The sequence below is a fragment of the Streptomyces sp. NPDC006602 genome, assembly GCF_042870385.1.
In the GTDB taxonomy this organism is placed as follows: domain Bacteria; phylum Actinomycetota; class Actinomycetes; order Streptomycetales; family Streptomycetaceae; genus Streptomyces.
Window position 1 is genome coordinate 405,918 of the sequence record NZ_JBIAHG010000006.1, and the last position, 16,711, is coordinate 422,628.

Genomic DNA, 16,711 nt, shown 5'->3' on the forward strand with positions numbered 1-16,711 from the left:
GCGTCTTCCACTGCTGGGAGGTTCCATGACCGGCTTCAGCCGGCAGCTGTCGAGACTCGTACCGGCCCGGCCCGCCGCCTTCGGTGCGGATCCCGCGGGCGCGCGACTACGGCGGATCGAGCAGTCGCCGAACTATGCCGACGGGGTGTTCGCCAACCCCCTCGGGCCGCCGGACCGGCCCACTGTCCGTGGTCTGGCCAAGGCGCTGCCGGTGCAGTTACGGGCGTCCGCACTGCCCGGACGCAAGCCGGTACAACCCGTTCCCGTGTATGAGAACACGCTCGCGGAGCTCGCCGTGCCGCCCGACTCCGGGCTGCGCCTCACCTGGATGGGACACTCCACGGTCCTGGCCGAGATCGACGGGCGGCGGGTGCTGTTCGACCCGGTGTGGGGCGCGCGCTGCTCGCCGTTCGACTTCGCGGGGCCCCGGCGGCTGCACCCGGCGCCGGTGGCGCTGGAATCGCTGACCGGCCTCGACCTGGTCGTCATCTCCCATGACCACTACGACCACTTGGACATGCCGACGATCCGTGCCCTCGCGGACCGTGACGTGGTCTTCGCCGTACCCCTCGGCGTCGGCGCGCACCTGGAGCACTGGGGCGTTGCGGCGCAGCGGCTGTGCGAGCTCGACTGGAACGAGTCCGCCCAGGTGGCAGGGCTGACGCTGACCGCCGTACCCGCGCGGCACTTCTGCGGGCGCGGACCGCTCGGCCGTCGGCAGACCCTGTGGGCGTCCTGGGTGGTCGGCGGGGACGAGCACCGGATCTATCACAGCGGCGACACCGGGTACTTCCCCGGATTCAGGCAGATCGGCGAACGGCACGGCCCGTTTGACGCGACGATGATCCAGGTCGGTGCCTACAGCGAGTTGTGGCCCGCCAACCACATGACGCCCGCCGAAGGGATCCGCGCGCACGCCGACCTGTCCGGCGGCACACCCTCGGGCGTCATGCTGCCGATCCACTGGGGCACCTTCGACCTCGCGCCGCATCCCTGGGCGGAACCTGCGGAGGGCACGGTGGCCGCCGCGCGGGAGCTGGCCGCACGGATCGCCGTGCCCCGCCCCGGTGCCCCCTTAGAGCCTGCCACCGAACAGCCCGAGGACTGGTGGTGGCGAGCGGTCGCGGCGGCACCGGAAGGTGGCTGGCCGGAGCATCCTGGCGCGGTCACGGGGGCGAGTACGATGCGGGAATGAGTCCTCGCGCCACCCGGAAGCCCGCCGAAGCCCCCGGTGACATCCTGCTGCAGGGAGAGATCTTCGAGCTCTTCTACAAGCTTTTCGGAAGGCTGCGGGACCACTACGCCGAGACCGCCGCATCGTTCGGCCTCACTCCGCAGCAGGCGAAGACCGTCCGGCTGATCGGCGAGCCGCGGTCGATGCGGGAGATCGCCGACGAGCTGCAGATCGACGCCTCGTACGTCACCTCCCTGGCCGACCAGTTGGAGGAGGCCGGCCTGGTGGAGCGGCGGGTGAGCCCGAGCGACCGAAGGATCAAACAGCTCGCTCCCACCGCAAAGGGGCGACGGGTGCGGACGGCACTCGAGTCGCGGCTCTTCTCGGGGGTACCCGGTCTGAAGGGAATGCCCGCCGAGCGGCAGTCCGAGTTGCGGGACGCGCTCAGAGAGATGTCGGACGGCATCTGACCTCTGCGCCGGTCTCCCGGTCGTCGTCACCCATGGTTCGCCGTCACTGAGGGCGGTCCCGTCACAGGGGGACCGCCCTCAGTCGTTCCTGACTGCCGTCCGTGTCCTGCGTTCGTCTCTCCCGGGAAACAATTACTGGAATCATTCATTAATTGACCGAGTCATGTGTATGCTCTTGGGTGAGCCAGAGAGGGGGCCGCCCGATGGCAAGGACCGCCAGACGCTTACGTTTCCTTCTCCACCCGTACGTGCTGCGCCTGCGGGCCGGCCTGTTGATCCGCCGGATTGCCCTCGGGATCGGGCGTGGCTTCATCGAACTCGGCCGGACGTGGTACCGGTCAGGGGAGCAGTACGACGGGGAAACGCCAGGTCCTTCTCTGCGCGGCCCCGGCCCGGGGCATCCTGAACGGGTGGTCAAGGGACTGCCGTTGACGGAGGAGGAGCTCATGGTGTGGACGGAGTTCACCAGGACCCGTTCTGTGACGCGCCGTTGAGACCGCAAGAACCTCCGGAGGGTCCCGGTCCGCTGCCGTCCCCCCTGCGTATCCCCGGTCGCGGTGGTGAACTCACCGCCATACGTCGCCAACTCGCCCAGCACGGAGCCGTGTTGGCGTGGGGCTCCGTCGCGGACTGGCTCCCGGCGGGGTGGGACGGCCGGACGCCCCCGCCCGGGCTGGATCCGGCGGACCGGCGCCGGCTCGCGGTGCTTCGGCATCCGCTGGTGCGGGACCGGCTGCTGGCGTCGAGGCTCCTGGCCAAGGAGGTCGCGGCCGCGGCGCTCGGCACGCCACCGGCCCGGATCACCCTCGCCGGCGAACCAGGAGGCCGTCCCACGCTCGCCGGTCGGCCCGGCGTGGGCATCAGCCTCAGCCACACCGCGGGTCTGGTCCTGGTGGGGCTCTGCCACGGCGGGCGGATCGGTGTGGACGCGGAGCGGGCGGACCGGCGACTCCCGGCCGCCGACACTCTGTGCAGGCATCACTGCAGTCCCGAAGAGCGCGCCTGGCTCGCATCCCTTCCGGACGCGGAGCGGGAGGGTGAGCTGGTGCGCCTGTGGACGCTGAAGGAGGCGTACGCGAAGGCGGTCGGACTCGGCATGAGCCTCGACTTCGCCACGCACGGGTTCCTGCCGCGCCGCCCGGCGGCCGGACGGTCCGGGTCGGCACCGTACGGCCTGGTGGCGGCGGCCGGGCATACGGGGGTCCAGAGCTCCGGGCAGCAGGACGCCAGGGACGGGAACGCCGTGGGGGAGAACACCAGGAACGAGAGGTGGAGCTTTGCCTGCCACATCGTCGAAGGACCGTACGCACTCGCCGTCGCCCGCAGCCACGGACGAGCCGCGTGAGCCGGGGAAGCCGCACGCGGGCGCGCTCGACACCGCCGTCCCGCGGCGTCGGCGCGGTCCGCTGCTGGAGTCCGCGATCCTGGACGCGGTGATCGCGGAGCTGAATCGTGTCGGGTGGGCGGATCTGACCATGGAGGGCGTAGCCCTGGGTGCGGGGACGGGCAAGAGCGCCATCTACCGGCGCTGGCCGTCCAAGGAGGCCCTGGTCGCCGCGGCGCTGCGCCATGCACCGCCGGAACGGATCGAGTGCCCCGAACTGGGCAGTACACGGGACGAGTTCGTCGTCCTGGCGCTCTCCCTGCGCACGCTCATGACCTCGCCGTACGGAGTCGCGCTGCGCGCCGTGCTCGAAGGGTGCGACGCCGTGTCCCGCGGCCCGTTCGCCGAGTTGTTCACCGCAACCGTCGCAGAGCCGGCCAAGCGGTGCGCCCGGGTGATCGTCCGGCGCTCCGGCCATGCCGCGGCGCACGCCGACATGAAGGCCGACATGGCTGTCGAGGCCGTACTGGCCCTGCTGCTGTACCGCCCCAGGTTCGGCACGGGCCCTGTGCCGGAACGGGAGCTGCGCGGTCTCGTGGAGGACCTGTTGCTACCGGTCATCGGTCCCTGAACCGCCTGGATGCGTCCGCAACGACCACCTGACCAGCAAAAACGCCTCCCGAAGGAGGACGGAGACCGGGCGCCCCCGGCGGGAGCCGCAGCCCGGGGCTGGTCGCGAAGCGCCCCCTGTGACCTGCGAAGATTGGCTCATTGTGACCATGTCGACGCACCTTCCGAAAACGCGCGTCGCGACGACTGGTTGAACCCAAGACTTCACCCGACGGACGAACCGTCCTGCCGAACGCCGTCCGTACACCACGACGAGGGACACCATCTAGCACCAGCCGGACTGAGGCCCCGACGGAAGTTCTGCATCCGATTGATCCAGTAGATCGGATGCGCCCCATCTGACCTGCCAAAACGTCGCCATATCAGCGGAGCATCGGTGGCGCCCCCGGCAGGACTCGAACCTGCGGCCAAGCGCTTAGAAGGCGCCTGCTCTATCCACTGAGCTACGGGGGCCGGGTGTGGTGGCCTCTGTCTTGGGTGTGCCCGGGTGTGGGCTGATCCGTGACGTTGCCGGGGACAAGGATAGGGCTCCCGCGTCCTTGTCCCTGTTGCTTCCCCTCCGTGGCTCGATGTGGAGGTTCGGTGAAGCGGTCCTGATAATCGCAGGCAGGTACGAATCGTGCATCGCTTTTGGCTACTTGCGCATCGGGTGTTGTGTACTCGTTATGCCTGGAGTGTGCCCGCGTCCCAGTCGCCCCTTCCGTCCCTTCTGTCTCGTCGGCGCGCAGACATGCTCATATGCTTCAGAATTCCCCTAAAATTGGGCATTCTTCGCATGTGGTGACCTTGGACGTACGGCCTCAGCTGCTCGACGCACTCTCCGCCCTGCGCGACCGTGTCGCCGCCGCACGCTTCCCGCTGCCCCTGCCGGGGGCTCCACGCGCGCGTGCCAACCGCGACGAACTCCTCGCCCAGCTCGACGACTATCTCGTGCCCCGATTGAGGGAACCCGAAGCGCCGTTGCTGGCCGTGATCGGGGGATCCACCGGGGCCGGAAAGTCGACGCTCGTCAACTCGCTCGTGGGCCGACGGGTCAGCGAGGCGGGCGTGCTGCGGCCGACCACCCGGACTCCCGTGCTGGTCTGCCATCCGGAGGATCATCACTGGTTCAGCGGGATGAGGGTGCTGCCCGACCTCACGCGCGTGTGGGTGCCCCACCAGGAACCGGCGGACGAACTCCTGCTGCCCGGTGAGAACCCCGCGCGGGTGCTGCGCATCGAGACCGCCGACACCCTTCCGCCCGGCCTCGCCCTCCTCGACGCACCCGACGTCGACTCCCTCGTCGCCGACAACCGCGTCCTCGCCGCCGAACTGATCTGCGCGGCCGACATCTGGGTCATGGTCACCACGGCGGCCAGGTACGCCGACGCCGTCCCTTGGCATCTGCTGCGCACCGCCAAGGAGTACAAAGCCACGCTCGTCACCGTGCTCGACCGGGTGCCCCACCAAGTCGTCTCCGAGGTCTCGCGCCAGTACGGCGCGCTGCTCACCAAGGCCGGACTCGGCGACGTACCCCGCTTCACCGTGCCCGAACTGCCCGAGTCGGCGTGGGGCGGCGGGCTCCTGCCGGGCACCGCCGTGGCGCCGCTGCGGACCTGGCTCCTGCATCAGGCGCAGGACCAGGCGGCCCGGCAACACACGCTGGCCCGAACCGCGTACGGCGTCCTCGACTCGCTCAAGGCCCGGATGCCCGAGCTGGCGAGCGCCGCCGCCGCACAGTACGCGGCCGCGCTACGGCTCACCGCCGCCGTCGACGGGGCGTACGGCAGCGAGCGCGCCCGCGTACGGGGCCGTCTCAAGGCAGGCGCCGTGCTCGCCGGCGACGCCCTGAAGCGCTGGCGGGCCTTCCCGCTCGACTGCACCGCCGAGGAGCTCCTCGACGCCCTCGTGGAGAGCCTCGGCGCCCTCCTGCTGTGCGCTGTCACCGCGGCCGACGAGCGCGTGGACGACGCCTGGCGGCGCGAACCGGCCGCCGGGGCCCCGGAACTGACCGACCCTGGCCCGTTCCCAGAGAGCGCCGAGCACCGCATCGCACTGGCCGTACGGCGGTGGCGGCGGGAGCTCGAGGAGTGCGCCGAGGAGGAGGTGAGCGACCTCGACCGGAGCATCGCGCCCACCCCCGAGGTGGTCGCCGCCCTCGTCGCCACCGCGCTGCTGGGCGGCCGCCGGGCACGGTCGGCCGGTGAGGGGCTCGCCGAGCGGATCGGCGCGCGTGGCGCGCTGCGGCTGCGCGACCGCGCCGGACGGCTGCTCACCGAACACCTCGACCGCATCATGCACACCGAACGCGAGCGCCGCCTCGCCCCGCTCGACGCTCTGGACATCCACCCAGAACCGCAGGCCGAGCTCATCGCTGCGCTGTCCGTACTGCAGAAGGAGAGGTGACCAGTGACCGCTGTCACAGACCAGGACCACACGGGCCACACCGACCACACCCACCACGCGGACCCCACGAAGTGCATGGATGATGCCGGCGAGGCGCGCTCCTCGGACGAGCGTTCGGAGGACACCGTCTCCGAGGAGCGGGCCTCCGGGAACGACCATCCCGTAGATGCCGATTCGGACGGCGGAGCCACAGAAGAATTCAGAGATGCCACGGAAGCCGCGGACCTTGCAGAAGCTACAGAAGTCACTGAAGCGGCAAAGGTCACCGAAGCTGCAGAAAGTGGCGAGCCCACCTTCAGCGCAGCTTCCGAGGAGCTCGAGGACGCCGAGGAGCCCGAGGCGGCAGAGGCGGCTGAGGAGCCCCAGAGGTCGTCCACCGACCGGCACGCGCGCGTGAAGGGTGACTCCGACAGCGCCTGGGACGACGGGCTCATCGCGCGCAGGGTCACCGAGGAGACCGCCGCGCAGCACGTCTCCGTTGTGGAGACCAGGCCGTCCCCTCCGCAGGTCGTGCCCCAGCTTGCGTACGACGGACAGCTGCGCTCCCGTCTCGATGCACTGCGCGAACTGGTGGGTCTCTCCCGTACGCGGCTCGACAGCAGGACCCTCGCGGAGGCCGGCCGGGTCCTCGACGAGGCGGCCGCGCGGCGGCGGCTTTCCGGGGAGCACACCGTCGTCGCCATCGCGGGCGCGACCGGCAGCGGCAAGTCGCAGCTGTTCAACGCGCTCGCCGGGGTGAACATCTCGGAGACGGGCGTACGGCGGCCCACCACCGCCTCGCCCATCGCCTGCACTTGGAGCGACGGCGCGGCCACCCTCATCGACCGGCTCGGCATCCCGGGACGGCTGAGGCGGCGCCCGGTGCAGAGCGCCGAGGCGGAGGCGCAGCTGCGCGGGCTCGTCCTGGTGGACCTGCCCGACCACGACTCGGCCGCCGTACAGCACCGGGAGCAGGTGGACCGGGTGTTGGCGCTGGTCGACGCGGTGATCTGGGTCGTCGATCCGGAGAAGTACGCCGACGCCATCCTTCATGAGCGCTATCTGCGGCCCATGGCGGGGCACGCGGAGGTCATGTTCGTCGTCCTGAACCAGATCGACCGGCTGCCCGGGGAGGCCACCGAGCAGGTCCTCGACGATCTGCGGCGGCTCCTCGACGAGGACGGAGTCGCGCTCGGAGAGTACGGCGAACCCGGCGCGACCGTGCTCGCGCTGTCCGCGCTCACCGGCGACGGCATCGGTGAACTGAGGGAGGCGCTCGGCCAGTTCGTGACGGAGCGCGGGGCCGCGGCCCGGCGCATCGCGGCCGACGTGGACGCCGCCGGATGGCGGCTGCGGCCGGTCTACGCGACCGGACGGCGGACCGGGCTCAGCGAGAAGGCGCGGGACGAGTTCGCCGCCCGGCTCGCGGAGGCGGTGGGCGCCACCGCCGCGGGCGAGGCGGCCGAGCGCGCGTGGCTGCGCAACGCGAACCGGGCGTGCGGGACGCCCTGGCTGCGCCTGTGGCGGTGGTACCAGGACCGGTTCGAACCTCCCACGGGGCGGCTGCCGTCGCGCGCCCAGGCCGACGAGGAGGCCACGGCCCGCCAGCGGGTCGAGCAGGCTGTACGGACGCTGGCCGACCGGGCGTCGGCCGGACTGCCCGCACCGTGGGCACTGGCGGTGCGCGAGGCCGCCGTACGCGGTGCGCAGGGGTTGCCCGAGGCGCTGGACGAGCTGGCGGCGCAGGCGGGGCTGCCGCCGGGCCGGCCGCCGCGGCCGGGCTGGTGGCCGGCGGCCGTGTTCGCCCAGGCGTCCATGACGATCCTTCAGGTGATCGGTGGGCTTTGGCTGGTGGGGCAGATCGTCGGGTTCATGTCGCCGAACCTGGGCGTTCCGGTGCTGTTGATGGTGGCCGGCATCATCGGCGGCCCGCTGGTCGAGTGGAGCTGCCGGATGGCGGCACGGGGACCCGCGCGGCGGTATGGGCTTGAGGCGGAGCGACGGCTCAGGGAGGCGTCCGCCGGGTGCGGGCGGGCGCGGGTACTGGATCCGGTGGCGGCGGAGCTGCTGCGGTACCGGGAGGTACGGGAGCAGTACGGGCGGGTCATGGGGGCGGCGGCACGGTGATCCCGGCTCGGGAGCCTGAGGCCTGGGGGAGCTCGGGGGCCCGACGCCGGTAAAGCCCGGGGGCCTTGGGCGTCTCGGACATCTCGGGACGACGGGTCCCTCGTTCGGGTGGCGGAGTTTTCCACAGGCCGGCTGTGGTCCACAGCGCTCGGCGGGCTCGGCCCGACGGAGGCAGTCTGGTTCCGCGGCGATCGCGAGGGACGCGGTCACCGCCACAGACGCAGCCGTACGGGACGGGCCCGTACGCGTATGCGCCCGGGGCGTGAGCGGCCGGGCGAAAGGAGGGGGTCGAGATGAACGAAACGGTCATCTGCGCGGTGGGCAACGTGGCGACGCGGCCGGTGTTCCGGGAGCTGGCGTCGGGTGCGTCGGCGCGCTTCCGGCTGGCGGTGACTTCCCGGTACTGGGACCGCGAGAAGAACGTGTGGACCGACGGCCACACCAACTTCTTCACCGTGTGGGCCAACCGGCAGCTCGCCACCAACGTGACGGCGTCGATCAACGTGGGCGACCCCGTGGTCGTGCAGGGCAGGCTGAAGGTGCGCTCGGAGGTGCGCGAGGGGCAGAGCTGGACGTCGGCCGACATCGACGCGCTGGCCATCGGCCACGATCTCGCGCGAGGAACCTCGGCCTTCCGGCGCACGCACAGGCCGGAGACGGCGGCCGTCGGCGTCCCGGGGCAGCCCGAGCCCAGCTGGGAGACACCGCCCGCGGAGCCGGACGCCCAACGACGCCCGGAAGCAGCCGCGCTGACGTGATGTCAGCGGTCGGCGGAGGCTGACCGAACTGCGGCTTATCGGCGAATGCGCGCCGAACGATCCCGGTGGATTTGTCGATAAGCCCTGTTCAGGCGCGGTCCTGGCGATAACGATTCCGAGTCGGATCGGTTGACCGACAGCATCTCCGGGAAGCGCGGTGCGCCACGTACCTAGGATGCCGAGCGTAGCTCTCGGGGTTTCTGTTTCTGCTGGTGGGACCACGCCCCCACGTCAACGGGTCCTGCTCGAAGGGGAATTCTGTGTTTTCTTCGTTCTCTGCGCTGTTGGTGCGCAGGCGAGGCGTGGCCCGCCTCGCCGCCACCATGTTGGTGTCCGGGCTCCTCGCCGCCGGTGTGCTGACCGGCGCGGGCCCGGCGACCGCCGACGAGACGGCACAGAGTCAGAGCGGGGCGACCGCGATGATGGGCGGCCTGAAGACGTACGGCGATGCCGTCATACACGACGCCGCCGGGGACCTGACGGTGTCCGCGGGCCTGTTCGAGATGTCCGTCGAGGGCGGCGGCACCCTGCAGACCTACTGCGTCGACCTGCACAACCCCACGCAGCGGGACGCCAAGTACCACGAGACGCCGTGGAGCGGCACCTCGCTCGGCGCCAACAGGAACGCCGGCAAGATCCGTTGGATCCTGCAGAACTCCTACCCGCAGGTCAACGATCTCGCGGCGCTCGCGGCGGCGGCGGGTGTGGGCGGCGGCCTCAACGAGGAGGACGCCGCGGCCGGCACCCAGGTGGCCATCTGGCGCTACTCGGACGGCGCGGACGTCGACGCCGTCGACCCGCAGGCCGAGAAGCTCGCGGACCACCTGGAGAAGAGCGCCCGGAACGTGGCGGAGCCCGAGGCGTCCCTGACGCTCGACCCGCCCGCGGTCTCCGGCCACCCCGGTGAACTGCTCGGCCCGGTCACAGTGCACACCAACGCGGACGGCGTCACGGTGACGCCGCCTGCTGACGCCGCCACCAGCGGGGTGCGGATCGTCGGCAAGGACGGCAAGGCCATCACCTCCGCGGCGGACGGCAGTCAGCTCTTCATCGATGTGCCGCAGGACGCGACGGCCGGCTCGGCCGAGCTGACCGTGCAGGCGTCGACCACCGTGCCGGTCGGCCGCGCCTTCACCTCGGAGAGCCGCAGCCAGCCGCAGATCCTGGCCGGCTCCAGCGAGTCGACGGTCTCTGCTACGGCGAGTGCGACCTGGGCGAAGCAGGGCGCCATACCCGCCCTGTCCGCGGCGAAGAACTGCGCCAAGGGCGGCCTGGACATCACCGCGGCCAATGTGGGCGACGAGCCCTTCACCTTCCAGCTCATGGGGATCGAGCACAGCATCCCGGCGGGCGAGTCCCGGACGGTCACGATCCCACTGCAGGAGGACCAGGCGTACGACTTCACGCTCACGGGTCCGGGCGGCATACAGCAGCGCTTCACAGGTGTCCTCGACTGCCGGACCCAGAGCAGCGCGACCGGCGACACCACCCAGACCCTCAGCGAGCCCAGCCCCGCCACGGAGGGCCTCACCACCGCCGACGTCAACCTCGCCGAAACCGGCAGCTCCAACGCGACCCCGATGATCGCCGGCACAGCCATCGCCCTCGTGGTGATCGGCGGCGCGGCACTGCTGCTGGTGGGCAGGAAGAAGACGCCCACCGAGGACTAGCGAGCACCGGCGATCACCGAGCCGTGCCGGCCGGCAGCCAGCGCCGTACGGCAACCTCGACGAGAACACGGTCTTCGCCCGGCCTGTGCGGGGCGGAGACATCCCGTCGTACTTCAGGAGGAGAGCCGGCCGGACGGACGGTGCACGGCCAGACGTTCCTCTCCCGGGCCGGACGGCCGAGGGCAGCGGCCTCTGGGAGGGAACACGGCATCAGTCCTGCCCGCATGATGGCCCCGCCGGCCGTGCCCGACCGCGACTGCCGGTGACAGCCGGTGACAGGACAACTACCGGCGCGGTCCTACGGTGGGGCCGGGACCGGCCGACCGTGCTCCCGAGGCCCAGCAGCCGGGCCAGGTCGGCAGTGCTGAGCCGGGACGGCCAGCGGTCCGGGTCGGTTGTTCGTGCCGCAGGCCTTGTAGCGGGTCACTGGCTTGAGCGGCCTTGAACTCCGGGCCGTCTCTGGGCCGTCCGAAGTCTCCCGAGGCCCGCCAATGGCGACCGACAGTGACAGTCGGGCTACAACCGCCAGCGGTGTAGCCCCAGGTCACGGGCCCCCGACCGAACGGGTTTCCCCCGAGGGGTGGCGGTCAGGCAAGATGGGGTGTATCTGCCCACTGCCAGAATTCAAGCTGCCGGACGGTTTCTCTTGGCTGAGTACATCTACACCATGCGCAAGACGCGTAAGGCGCACGGCGACAAGGTGATCCTTGACGACGTGACGCTGAGCTTCCTGCCCGGCGCGAAGATCGGTGTGGTCGGTCCGAACGGTGCCGGTAAGTCCACCGTTCTCAAGATCATGGCCGGGCTGGAGCAGCCGTCCAACGGTGACGCGTTCCTGTCGCCCGGCTACTCCGTCGGCATGCTGCTCCAGGAGCCGCCGCTCGACGAGTCCAAGACGGTCCTGGAGAACGTGCAGGACGGCGCCGCCGAGATCATGGGCAAGCTGCACCGCTTCAACGAGGTCGCCGAGCTCATGGCGACCGACTACTCGGACGCGCTCATGGAGGAGATGGGCAAGCTCCAGGACGACCTGGACCACGCAGGCGCGTGGGACCTGGACGCCCAGCTTGAGCAGGCCATGGATGCCCTGGGCTGCCCGCCCGGCGACTGGCCGGTCACCAACCTCTCCGGTGGTGAGAAGCGCCGCGTCGCGCTGTGCAAGCTGCTGATCGAGGCCCCCGACCTGTTGCTGCTCGACGAGCCCACCAACCACCTGGACGCCGAGTCCGTGCAGTGGCTGGAGCAGCACCTCGCGAAGTACGCCGGCACCGTCGTCGCCGTCACCCACGACCGGTACTTCCTCGACAACGTCGCCGAGTGGATCCTCGAGCTGGACCGCGGCCGCGCGCACCCGTACGAGGGCAACTACTCCACGTACCTCGACAAGAAGGCCTCCCGCCTCAAGGTCGAGGGGCAGAAGGACGCCAAGCGGGCGAAGCGGCTCAAGGAAGAGCTCGAGTGGGTGCGGTCCAACGCCAAGGGGCGTCAGGCCAAGTCCAAGGCGCGTCTGTCCCGCTACGAGGAGATGGCCGCCGAGGCGGACAAGATGCGGAAGCTGGACTTCGAGGAGATCCAGATCCCGCCGGGCCCGCGTCTGGGCAGCGTGGTCGTCGAGGTCGACAACCTCAGCAAGGCCTTCGGCGAGAAGGTCCTCATCGACGATCTCTCCTTCACGCTGCCGCGTAACGGGATCGTCGGTGTCATCGGGCCGAACGGCGCGGGCAAGACCACCCTCTTCAAGATGATCCAGGGTCTGGAGGACCCGGACTCCGGTTCGATCAAGGTCGGCGACACCGTCAAGATCTCGTACGTCGACCAGAGCCGCGAGAACATCGACCCGAAGAAGTCGCTGTGGGCCGTCGTCAGCGATGAGCTGGACTACATCAATGTGGGACAGGTGGAGATGCCCTCGCGGGCGTACGTCTCCGCCTTCGGGTTCAAGGGTCCGGACCAGCAGAAGCCGGCCGGCGTCCTCTCCGGCGGTGAGCGCAACCGCCTCAACCTCGCGCTCACCCTCAAGCAGGGCGGCAACCTGCTGCTGCTCGACGAGCCGACCAACGACCTCGACGTGGAGACTCTGGGCTCCCTCGAGAACGCGCTGCTCGAGTTCCCGGGCGCGGCCGTGGTCGTCTCCCACGACCGGTGGTTCCTCGACCGGGTCGCCACGCACATCCTCGCCTACGAGGGTGACTCCAAGTGGTTCTGGTTCGAGGGCAACTTCGAGTCGTACGAGAAGAACAAGATCGAGCGACTCGGTCCGGACGCCGCACGTCCGCACCGTGCCACCTACAAGAAGCTGACCCGGGGCTGATCTCTTGCGGCACATCTACCGCTGCCCGCTGCGCTGGGCGGACATGGACGCGTACGGCCACGTCAACAACGTGGTCTTCCTGCGCTACCTGGAGGAAGCCCGTATCGACTTCCTGTTCCGCCCGGAGAAGGACTTCAAGCAGGGGTCCGTGGTGGCGCGCCATGAGATCGACTACAAGCGGCAGCTGGTCCACCGGCACACACCGGTGGACATCGAACTGTGGGTCACGGAGATAAGGGCGGCGTCCTTCACGATCATGTACGAGGTCAAGGACCCGGACCAGGTCTATGTCCGGGCCTCGACGGTGATCGTGCCGTTCGACTTCCAGGCCCAGCGCCCGCGCCGGCTCACCCCTCAGGAGCGGGAGTTCCTGGAGGAGTACCGGGACGACGACCGGGACGATCGGGGTGACGGCTCCGACGGTTCCGGCGACTCCGACGAGGAGGAGGCCGTCGCCGCATGACGGTGCTCCACCTCGCCGACGAGGGGGAGGCGGCGGATCTCGCGGCCTTCCTCTCCCGGCTGCTCCACTACGACCGTGGAGCAGCGGTGCGCCTCCAAGGAGCCGGCACCGCACTCGCCGTCTTCGGACGGCCGCCGTCCTTCGAGGTGCTCGCGATCCGCGCGGTGCGGCTCGCCAAGCCGTACGAGGACGGGCTCGACGTCATGCTGGACGTGACCGTCTCCGCGGGTGAACTCCTGGAGTCGATCGACGAGACCGCGGTCACCGCGGGCGTTCCGGAGGCGGTGACCGGGCCGCCGTGGGCGGGCGTGCTGCCGCCGCGCGGCGGATGGCGCGCCGTGCCGGGGCTGCCGGCGCCGGAGGCGTTGCGGGCGATGGTCGCCGCCGTGATCGCCGAATTCCGGTCCCGTACGCAGGAGTTGGCACCCGAGCGGCGTACGCGCGCCGAACTCGACCGGATCGGGCGGGAGATCTGGTCCCGGACGGTCGGGGACACCGGGTTGCCGGTACGGGCCGTGCACGCGGCCCAGTCGCTGGGGTTCCTGCGTCCGGCCGTGCCCTCGGACACGCGTGCGTCCGCCGACACGCGTGCGTCCGCCGACACACTTGCGCCGGACGGCGCGCGTGCGCCCGACGAGGCGCCGCTGGGGCTGTTCTCGTCGGGCGCATGGCTCAGGCTGCGCACACCGTACGGGTCGATCGCCGTGCGCAGGGCGGGACTTGGAGCGCTGGACATCAGCGTCCGGTGACTCCGGACGCATCGGCGGCCTCGGTTGGCTACACCAGCGGCCACAGGGCGGCGGTCAGCCCGAAGCCGATGAAGCCCATGGTGGTCGTCAGGACCGTCCAGGTGCGCAGGCCCGAGGCCACGTCCAGGCCGGCCAGCTTGGTGAACATCCAGTAGCCCGCGTCGTTGATGTGCGAGACGGAGAGGCCGCCCGCGCCCATCGCCAGGGCGACCAGGGAGAGCTGGCCGGTGGACAGGTCGGCGCGCTGCAGGAGCGGGGTGAGGATGCCCGCCGTGGTGATCAGGGCCACCGTGGCCGAGCCCTGGGCGGCCCGCAGGGCCAGCGCCGTCAGGAAGGCGAGGAAGAGCGCGGGCAGACCGGTCCGGTCGAGTACGTCGGCGATCGCGTCGCCGATGCCGCTCGCCACCAGCACCTTGCCGAAGACACCGCCCGCGCCCGCCACCAGGATCACCATCGCCACCGGCGGCAGGGCCGACGTCATCACGCTCCCGATGTGGGCGCGGTCCCAGCCGCGGCGGGCGCCGAGGACGTACGCGCACAGCGCCACGTCGATCAGCAGGGCCACCATGGGGGCGCCGAGGACGGTGAGGACGGCGCGCAGGGCGGAGCCGTCGGCGAGGAGGTTCTGGCCGAGGGTACCGGCGAGGATCAGCAGGATCGGGGTGACGATCAGGGCGAGGACCGTGCCGAAGGAGGGCGGGCGGACGGCCGGGGTGGTGGTCGTCGGGGCCGGCTTGATGAGGACGGCGGTGCCGTGGCCGTCGTCGGCCCGGGCGGTGGCGCCGGCGGGGGTGGAACCACCATCGACTCCGGGGACTCCGGGGGCTCCGGGGGCTTCGTCGGCTTCGACGGCTCTGGAGGTGGCCTCCTCGCCGTAGATCTCCGCGTGCAGGGCCGGGTCCATCGGGTATTCGCGGCGGGTCATCCGGCGGGAGATCAGATAGCCCAGCAGGATCACGACCGCGGTGACCGGGATGCCCATGAGCAAAACCAGGCCCTGGTCGGCGCCGATGGCCTGGGCGGCGGCGACCGCGCCTGGGTGCGGGGGCAGGAAGGCGTGCACCGTGAGCATCGCGGCGCCCATCGGGAGGGCGTAGACGAGGAGCGGCTTGCGGGAGGCGCGGGCGACGCCGTACGCGATCGGCATCAGGATGATGAGGCCGACCTCGAAGAAGACCGGGATGCCGAGGACGAAACCGGCGACGGTGAGAGCGAGCGGGGTGCGCTTGGAGCCGAAGCGGTCGATGAGGGAGTGGGCGAACGCGGCGGCGCCGCCGGAGAGTTCGATGATCCGGCCGATCATCGCGCCAAGGGCGATGATCGTGGCGATGTGGCCGAGCGTGGAGCCCATGCCGTCCTCGATGGTCTTCACCAGGTCGGCGGCCGGGACGCCCGCGGCGAGGGCGACGCCGATGGAGACGACGACGAGGGCGACGAACGGCTGGACCTTGGCGCGCAGGATCAGCAGCAGCAGGGTGACGACGCCGGCGGCGGCGATCAGGAGGAGGGTGGTGTGGCTCATCGTCCCTCTTCTTTCTGGGGTGTTGGGGAGTTGGCGGACTTCGGGGACAGGAGGGTGACTACGGAGGAGTCGTCGTGGGCGGCGAGGCCGGCGCGTTCGCCGAGGAGGTAGAGCTGCTGGGCGGCCGACGCGAGCGGAACCGGGACATGGGCTTCGCCGGCGATGCCGGTGACGATGCCCATGTCCTTCACGAAGATGTCCAGACGGGACTTGACCTCGGGGGCGGCGTCGTTCTCGTACGTCTCGACCATGCGGGGGCCGCGGTCGGCGAACATGAACGAACCGGCCGCGCCGTGCCGCAGGCTCTCCACGACCGTCGCCGGGTCCAGGCCGAGGGCGCGGGCCAGGGCGATCGCCTCCGCGGCGGCGGCGATGTGGACGCCGGCGAGGAGCTGGTTGATCGCCTTGAGGGCTTGGCCGTCGCCCGGGCGGGGGCCGACGACCGTGAGGGTCGAGGCGAGCAGTTCGAGGACCGGTCGGGCGAGGTCGAGGGCCTTGTCCTCGGCGCCGACGACGATGAGGAGATCGCCGTTCCCGGCTCGGGCCGGGCCGCCGCTGACCGGGGCGTCGACCGTGAGGATGCCGTGTTCTGCGAGGCGGGCGGCCGTGGTGCGGGCGGCGTCCGGGCCGACCGTGCTGGTGAGGACGACGGTGGCGCCGGGGCGGAGGGTTTCGGCTGCGCCGTGCTCGCCGAAGAGGGCTATGTCGACCTGCTGCTGGTCGCGTACGGCGAGGAGGACGACGTCGGCGTGGCGGGCGGCGTCGGCGGGGGTGGGGGCGGCGGTGCCGCCGGCGGTGGTGAGTTGGGTGAGGCGGGGTTCGGATATGTCGTAGGCGGTGACGGGGAGGTGGGCGGCGAGGCGGGTGGCCATGGGGAGGCCCATGGCGCCCAGGCCGATTACCGCGGTGCGGGGGTGGGGGTGCATTGGTGGGGTGCCTTTCCTTCGAGAGCGGGGGAGTTCGGGCCGAGGCGGTGTGCGGGTGCGGGTGCGGGTGCGGTGGGTGGGGGTTGCGCTCGGGGGGTTCGCCCCCTCCGCCCCTTCCCGTCCCGAACCGGGGGGGGGGGGGGGGGGGGGGGGGGGGGGGGGGGGGGGGGGGGGGGGGGGGGGGGGGGGGGGGGGGGGGGGGGGGGGGGGGGGGGGGGGGGGG

Annotated in this window: 14 protein-coding genes and 1 tRNA gene; 12 read left to right on the forward strand and 3 right to left on the reverse strand. The window is 71.1% G+C overall.

From position 1 onward, the window contains the following. Positions 1–25: 25 nt before the first annotated feature. From ACFYO2_RS19775 to ACFYO2_RS19795, 5 genes are all read left to right on the forward strand, one after another. The gene (locus tag ACFYO2_RS19775; RefSeq protein ID WP_388350335.1) at positions 26–1,195 is read left to right on the forward strand and encodes an MBL fold metallo-hydrolase; all 1,170 of its coding nucleotides are present in this window, start codon (positions 26–28) and stop codon (positions 1,193–1,195) included. Next, positions 1,192–1,644 carry a MarR family winged helix-turn-helix transcriptional regulator gene (locus ACFYO2_RS19780; RefSeq protein ID WP_388350338.1) on the forward strand — a complete coding sequence of 151 codons (453 nt, stop codon included), beginning with the start codon at positions 1,192–1,194 and terminating at the stop codon, positions 1,642–1,644. The genes ACFYO2_RS19775 and ACFYO2_RS19780 overlap by 4 nt, the downstream gene beginning before the upstream one ends. Positions 1,645–1,847: 203 nt before the next feature. Further along, a complete protein-coding gene (locus ACFYO2_RS19785; RefSeq protein ID WP_388350341.1) occupies positions 1,848–2,138 on the forward strand; it encodes a DUF6059 family protein in 291 nt (96 codons plus the stop codon). 113 nt (positions 2,139–2,251) lie between these two features. After that, entirely contained in the window at positions 2,252–2,989 is a 738-nt protein-coding gene (locus ACFYO2_RS19790; protein WP_388350344.1) for a 4'-phosphopantetheinyl transferase family protein, read from the forward strand. Further along, a complete protein-coding gene (locus ACFYO2_RS19795) occupies positions 2,922–3,599 on the forward strand; it encodes a TetR/AcrR family transcriptional regulator (RefSeq protein ID WP_388350347.1) in 678 nt (225 codons plus the stop codon). The genes ACFYO2_RS19790 and ACFYO2_RS19795 overlap by 68 nt, the downstream gene beginning before the upstream one ends. Before the next feature lie 376 nt (positions 3,600–3,975). Here ACFYO2_RS19795 and ACFYO2_RS19800 read toward each other — a convergent pair. Next, positions 3,976–4,051 (reverse strand) — tRNA-Arg (locus ACFYO2_RS19800). A 324-nt stretch (positions 4,052–4,375) separates the two neighbouring features. Here ACFYO2_RS19800 and ACFYO2_RS19805 point away from each other — a divergent pair. The 7 genes from ACFYO2_RS19805 (at position 4,376) to ACFYO2_RS19835 (ending at position 14,040) form a co-directional block, all read left to right on the forward strand. Continuing rightward, the gene (locus ACFYO2_RS19805) at positions 4,376–5,983 is read left to right on the forward strand and encodes a dynamin family protein (RefSeq protein WP_388350350.1); all 1,608 of its coding nucleotides are present in this window, start codon (positions 4,376–4,378) and stop codon (positions 5,981–5,983) included. 3 nt (positions 5,984–5,986) lie between these two features. Further along, a complete protein-coding gene (locus ACFYO2_RS19810; protein WP_388350353.1) occupies positions 5,987–8,089 on the forward strand; it encodes a GTPase in 2,103 nt (700 codons plus the stop codon). A gap of 293 nt (positions 8,090–8,382) precedes the next feature. Next, entirely contained in the window at positions 8,383–8,847 is a 465-nt protein-coding gene (locus ACFYO2_RS19815) for a single-stranded DNA-binding protein (protein WP_388350355.1), read from the forward strand. A 260-nt stretch (positions 8,848–9,107) separates the two neighbouring features. Beyond that, positions 9,108–10,517: a Cys-Gln thioester bond-forming surface protein gene (locus ACFYO2_RS19820; protein ID WP_388350356.1), complete on the forward strand. Its 1,410-nt coding sequence runs from the start codon at positions 9,108–9,110 to the stop codon at positions 10,515–10,517. A gap of 646 nt (positions 10,518–11,163) precedes the next feature. Then, the gene (gene ettA, locus ACFYO2_RS19825) at positions 11,164–12,828 is read left to right on the forward strand and encodes an energy-dependent translational throttle protein EttA (RefSeq protein WP_388350359.1); all 1,665 of its coding nucleotides are present in this window, start codon (positions 11,164–11,166) and stop codon (positions 12,826–12,828) included. Positions 12,829–12,832: 4 nt separating this feature from the next. Then, entirely contained in the window at positions 12,833–13,291 is a 459-nt protein-coding gene (locus ACFYO2_RS19830) for an acyl-CoA thioesterase (protein ID WP_388350362.1), read from the forward strand. Next, complete coding sequence (locus ACFYO2_RS19835; RefSeq protein ID WP_388350364.1) at positions 13,288–14,040, forward strand: hypothetical protein; 753 nt, start codon at positions 13,288–13,290, stop codon at positions 14,038–14,040. Before ACFYO2_RS19830 ends, ACFYO2_RS19835 begins: the two co-directional genes overlap by 4 nt. A 28-nt stretch (positions 14,041–14,068) precedes the next feature. On the opposite strand, the gene ACFYO2_RS19840 is transcribed toward ACFYO2_RS19835, so the two are convergent. After that, the gene (locus tag ACFYO2_RS19840; protein ID WP_388350367.1) at positions 14,069–15,562 is read right to left on the reverse strand and encodes an SLC13 family permease; all 1,494 of its coding nucleotides are present in this window, start codon (positions 15,560–15,562) and stop codon (positions 14,069–14,071) included. Continuing rightward, positions 15,559–16,488, reverse strand: a complete 930-nt coding sequence (locus ACFYO2_RS19845) for an NAD(P)-dependent oxidoreductase (RefSeq protein ID WP_388350370.1) — start codon at positions 16,486–16,488, stop codon at positions 15,559–15,561. The genes ACFYO2_RS19840 and ACFYO2_RS19845 overlap by 4 nt, the downstream gene beginning before the upstream one ends. Between the last annotated feature and the right edge of the window lie 223 nt (positions 16,489–16,711).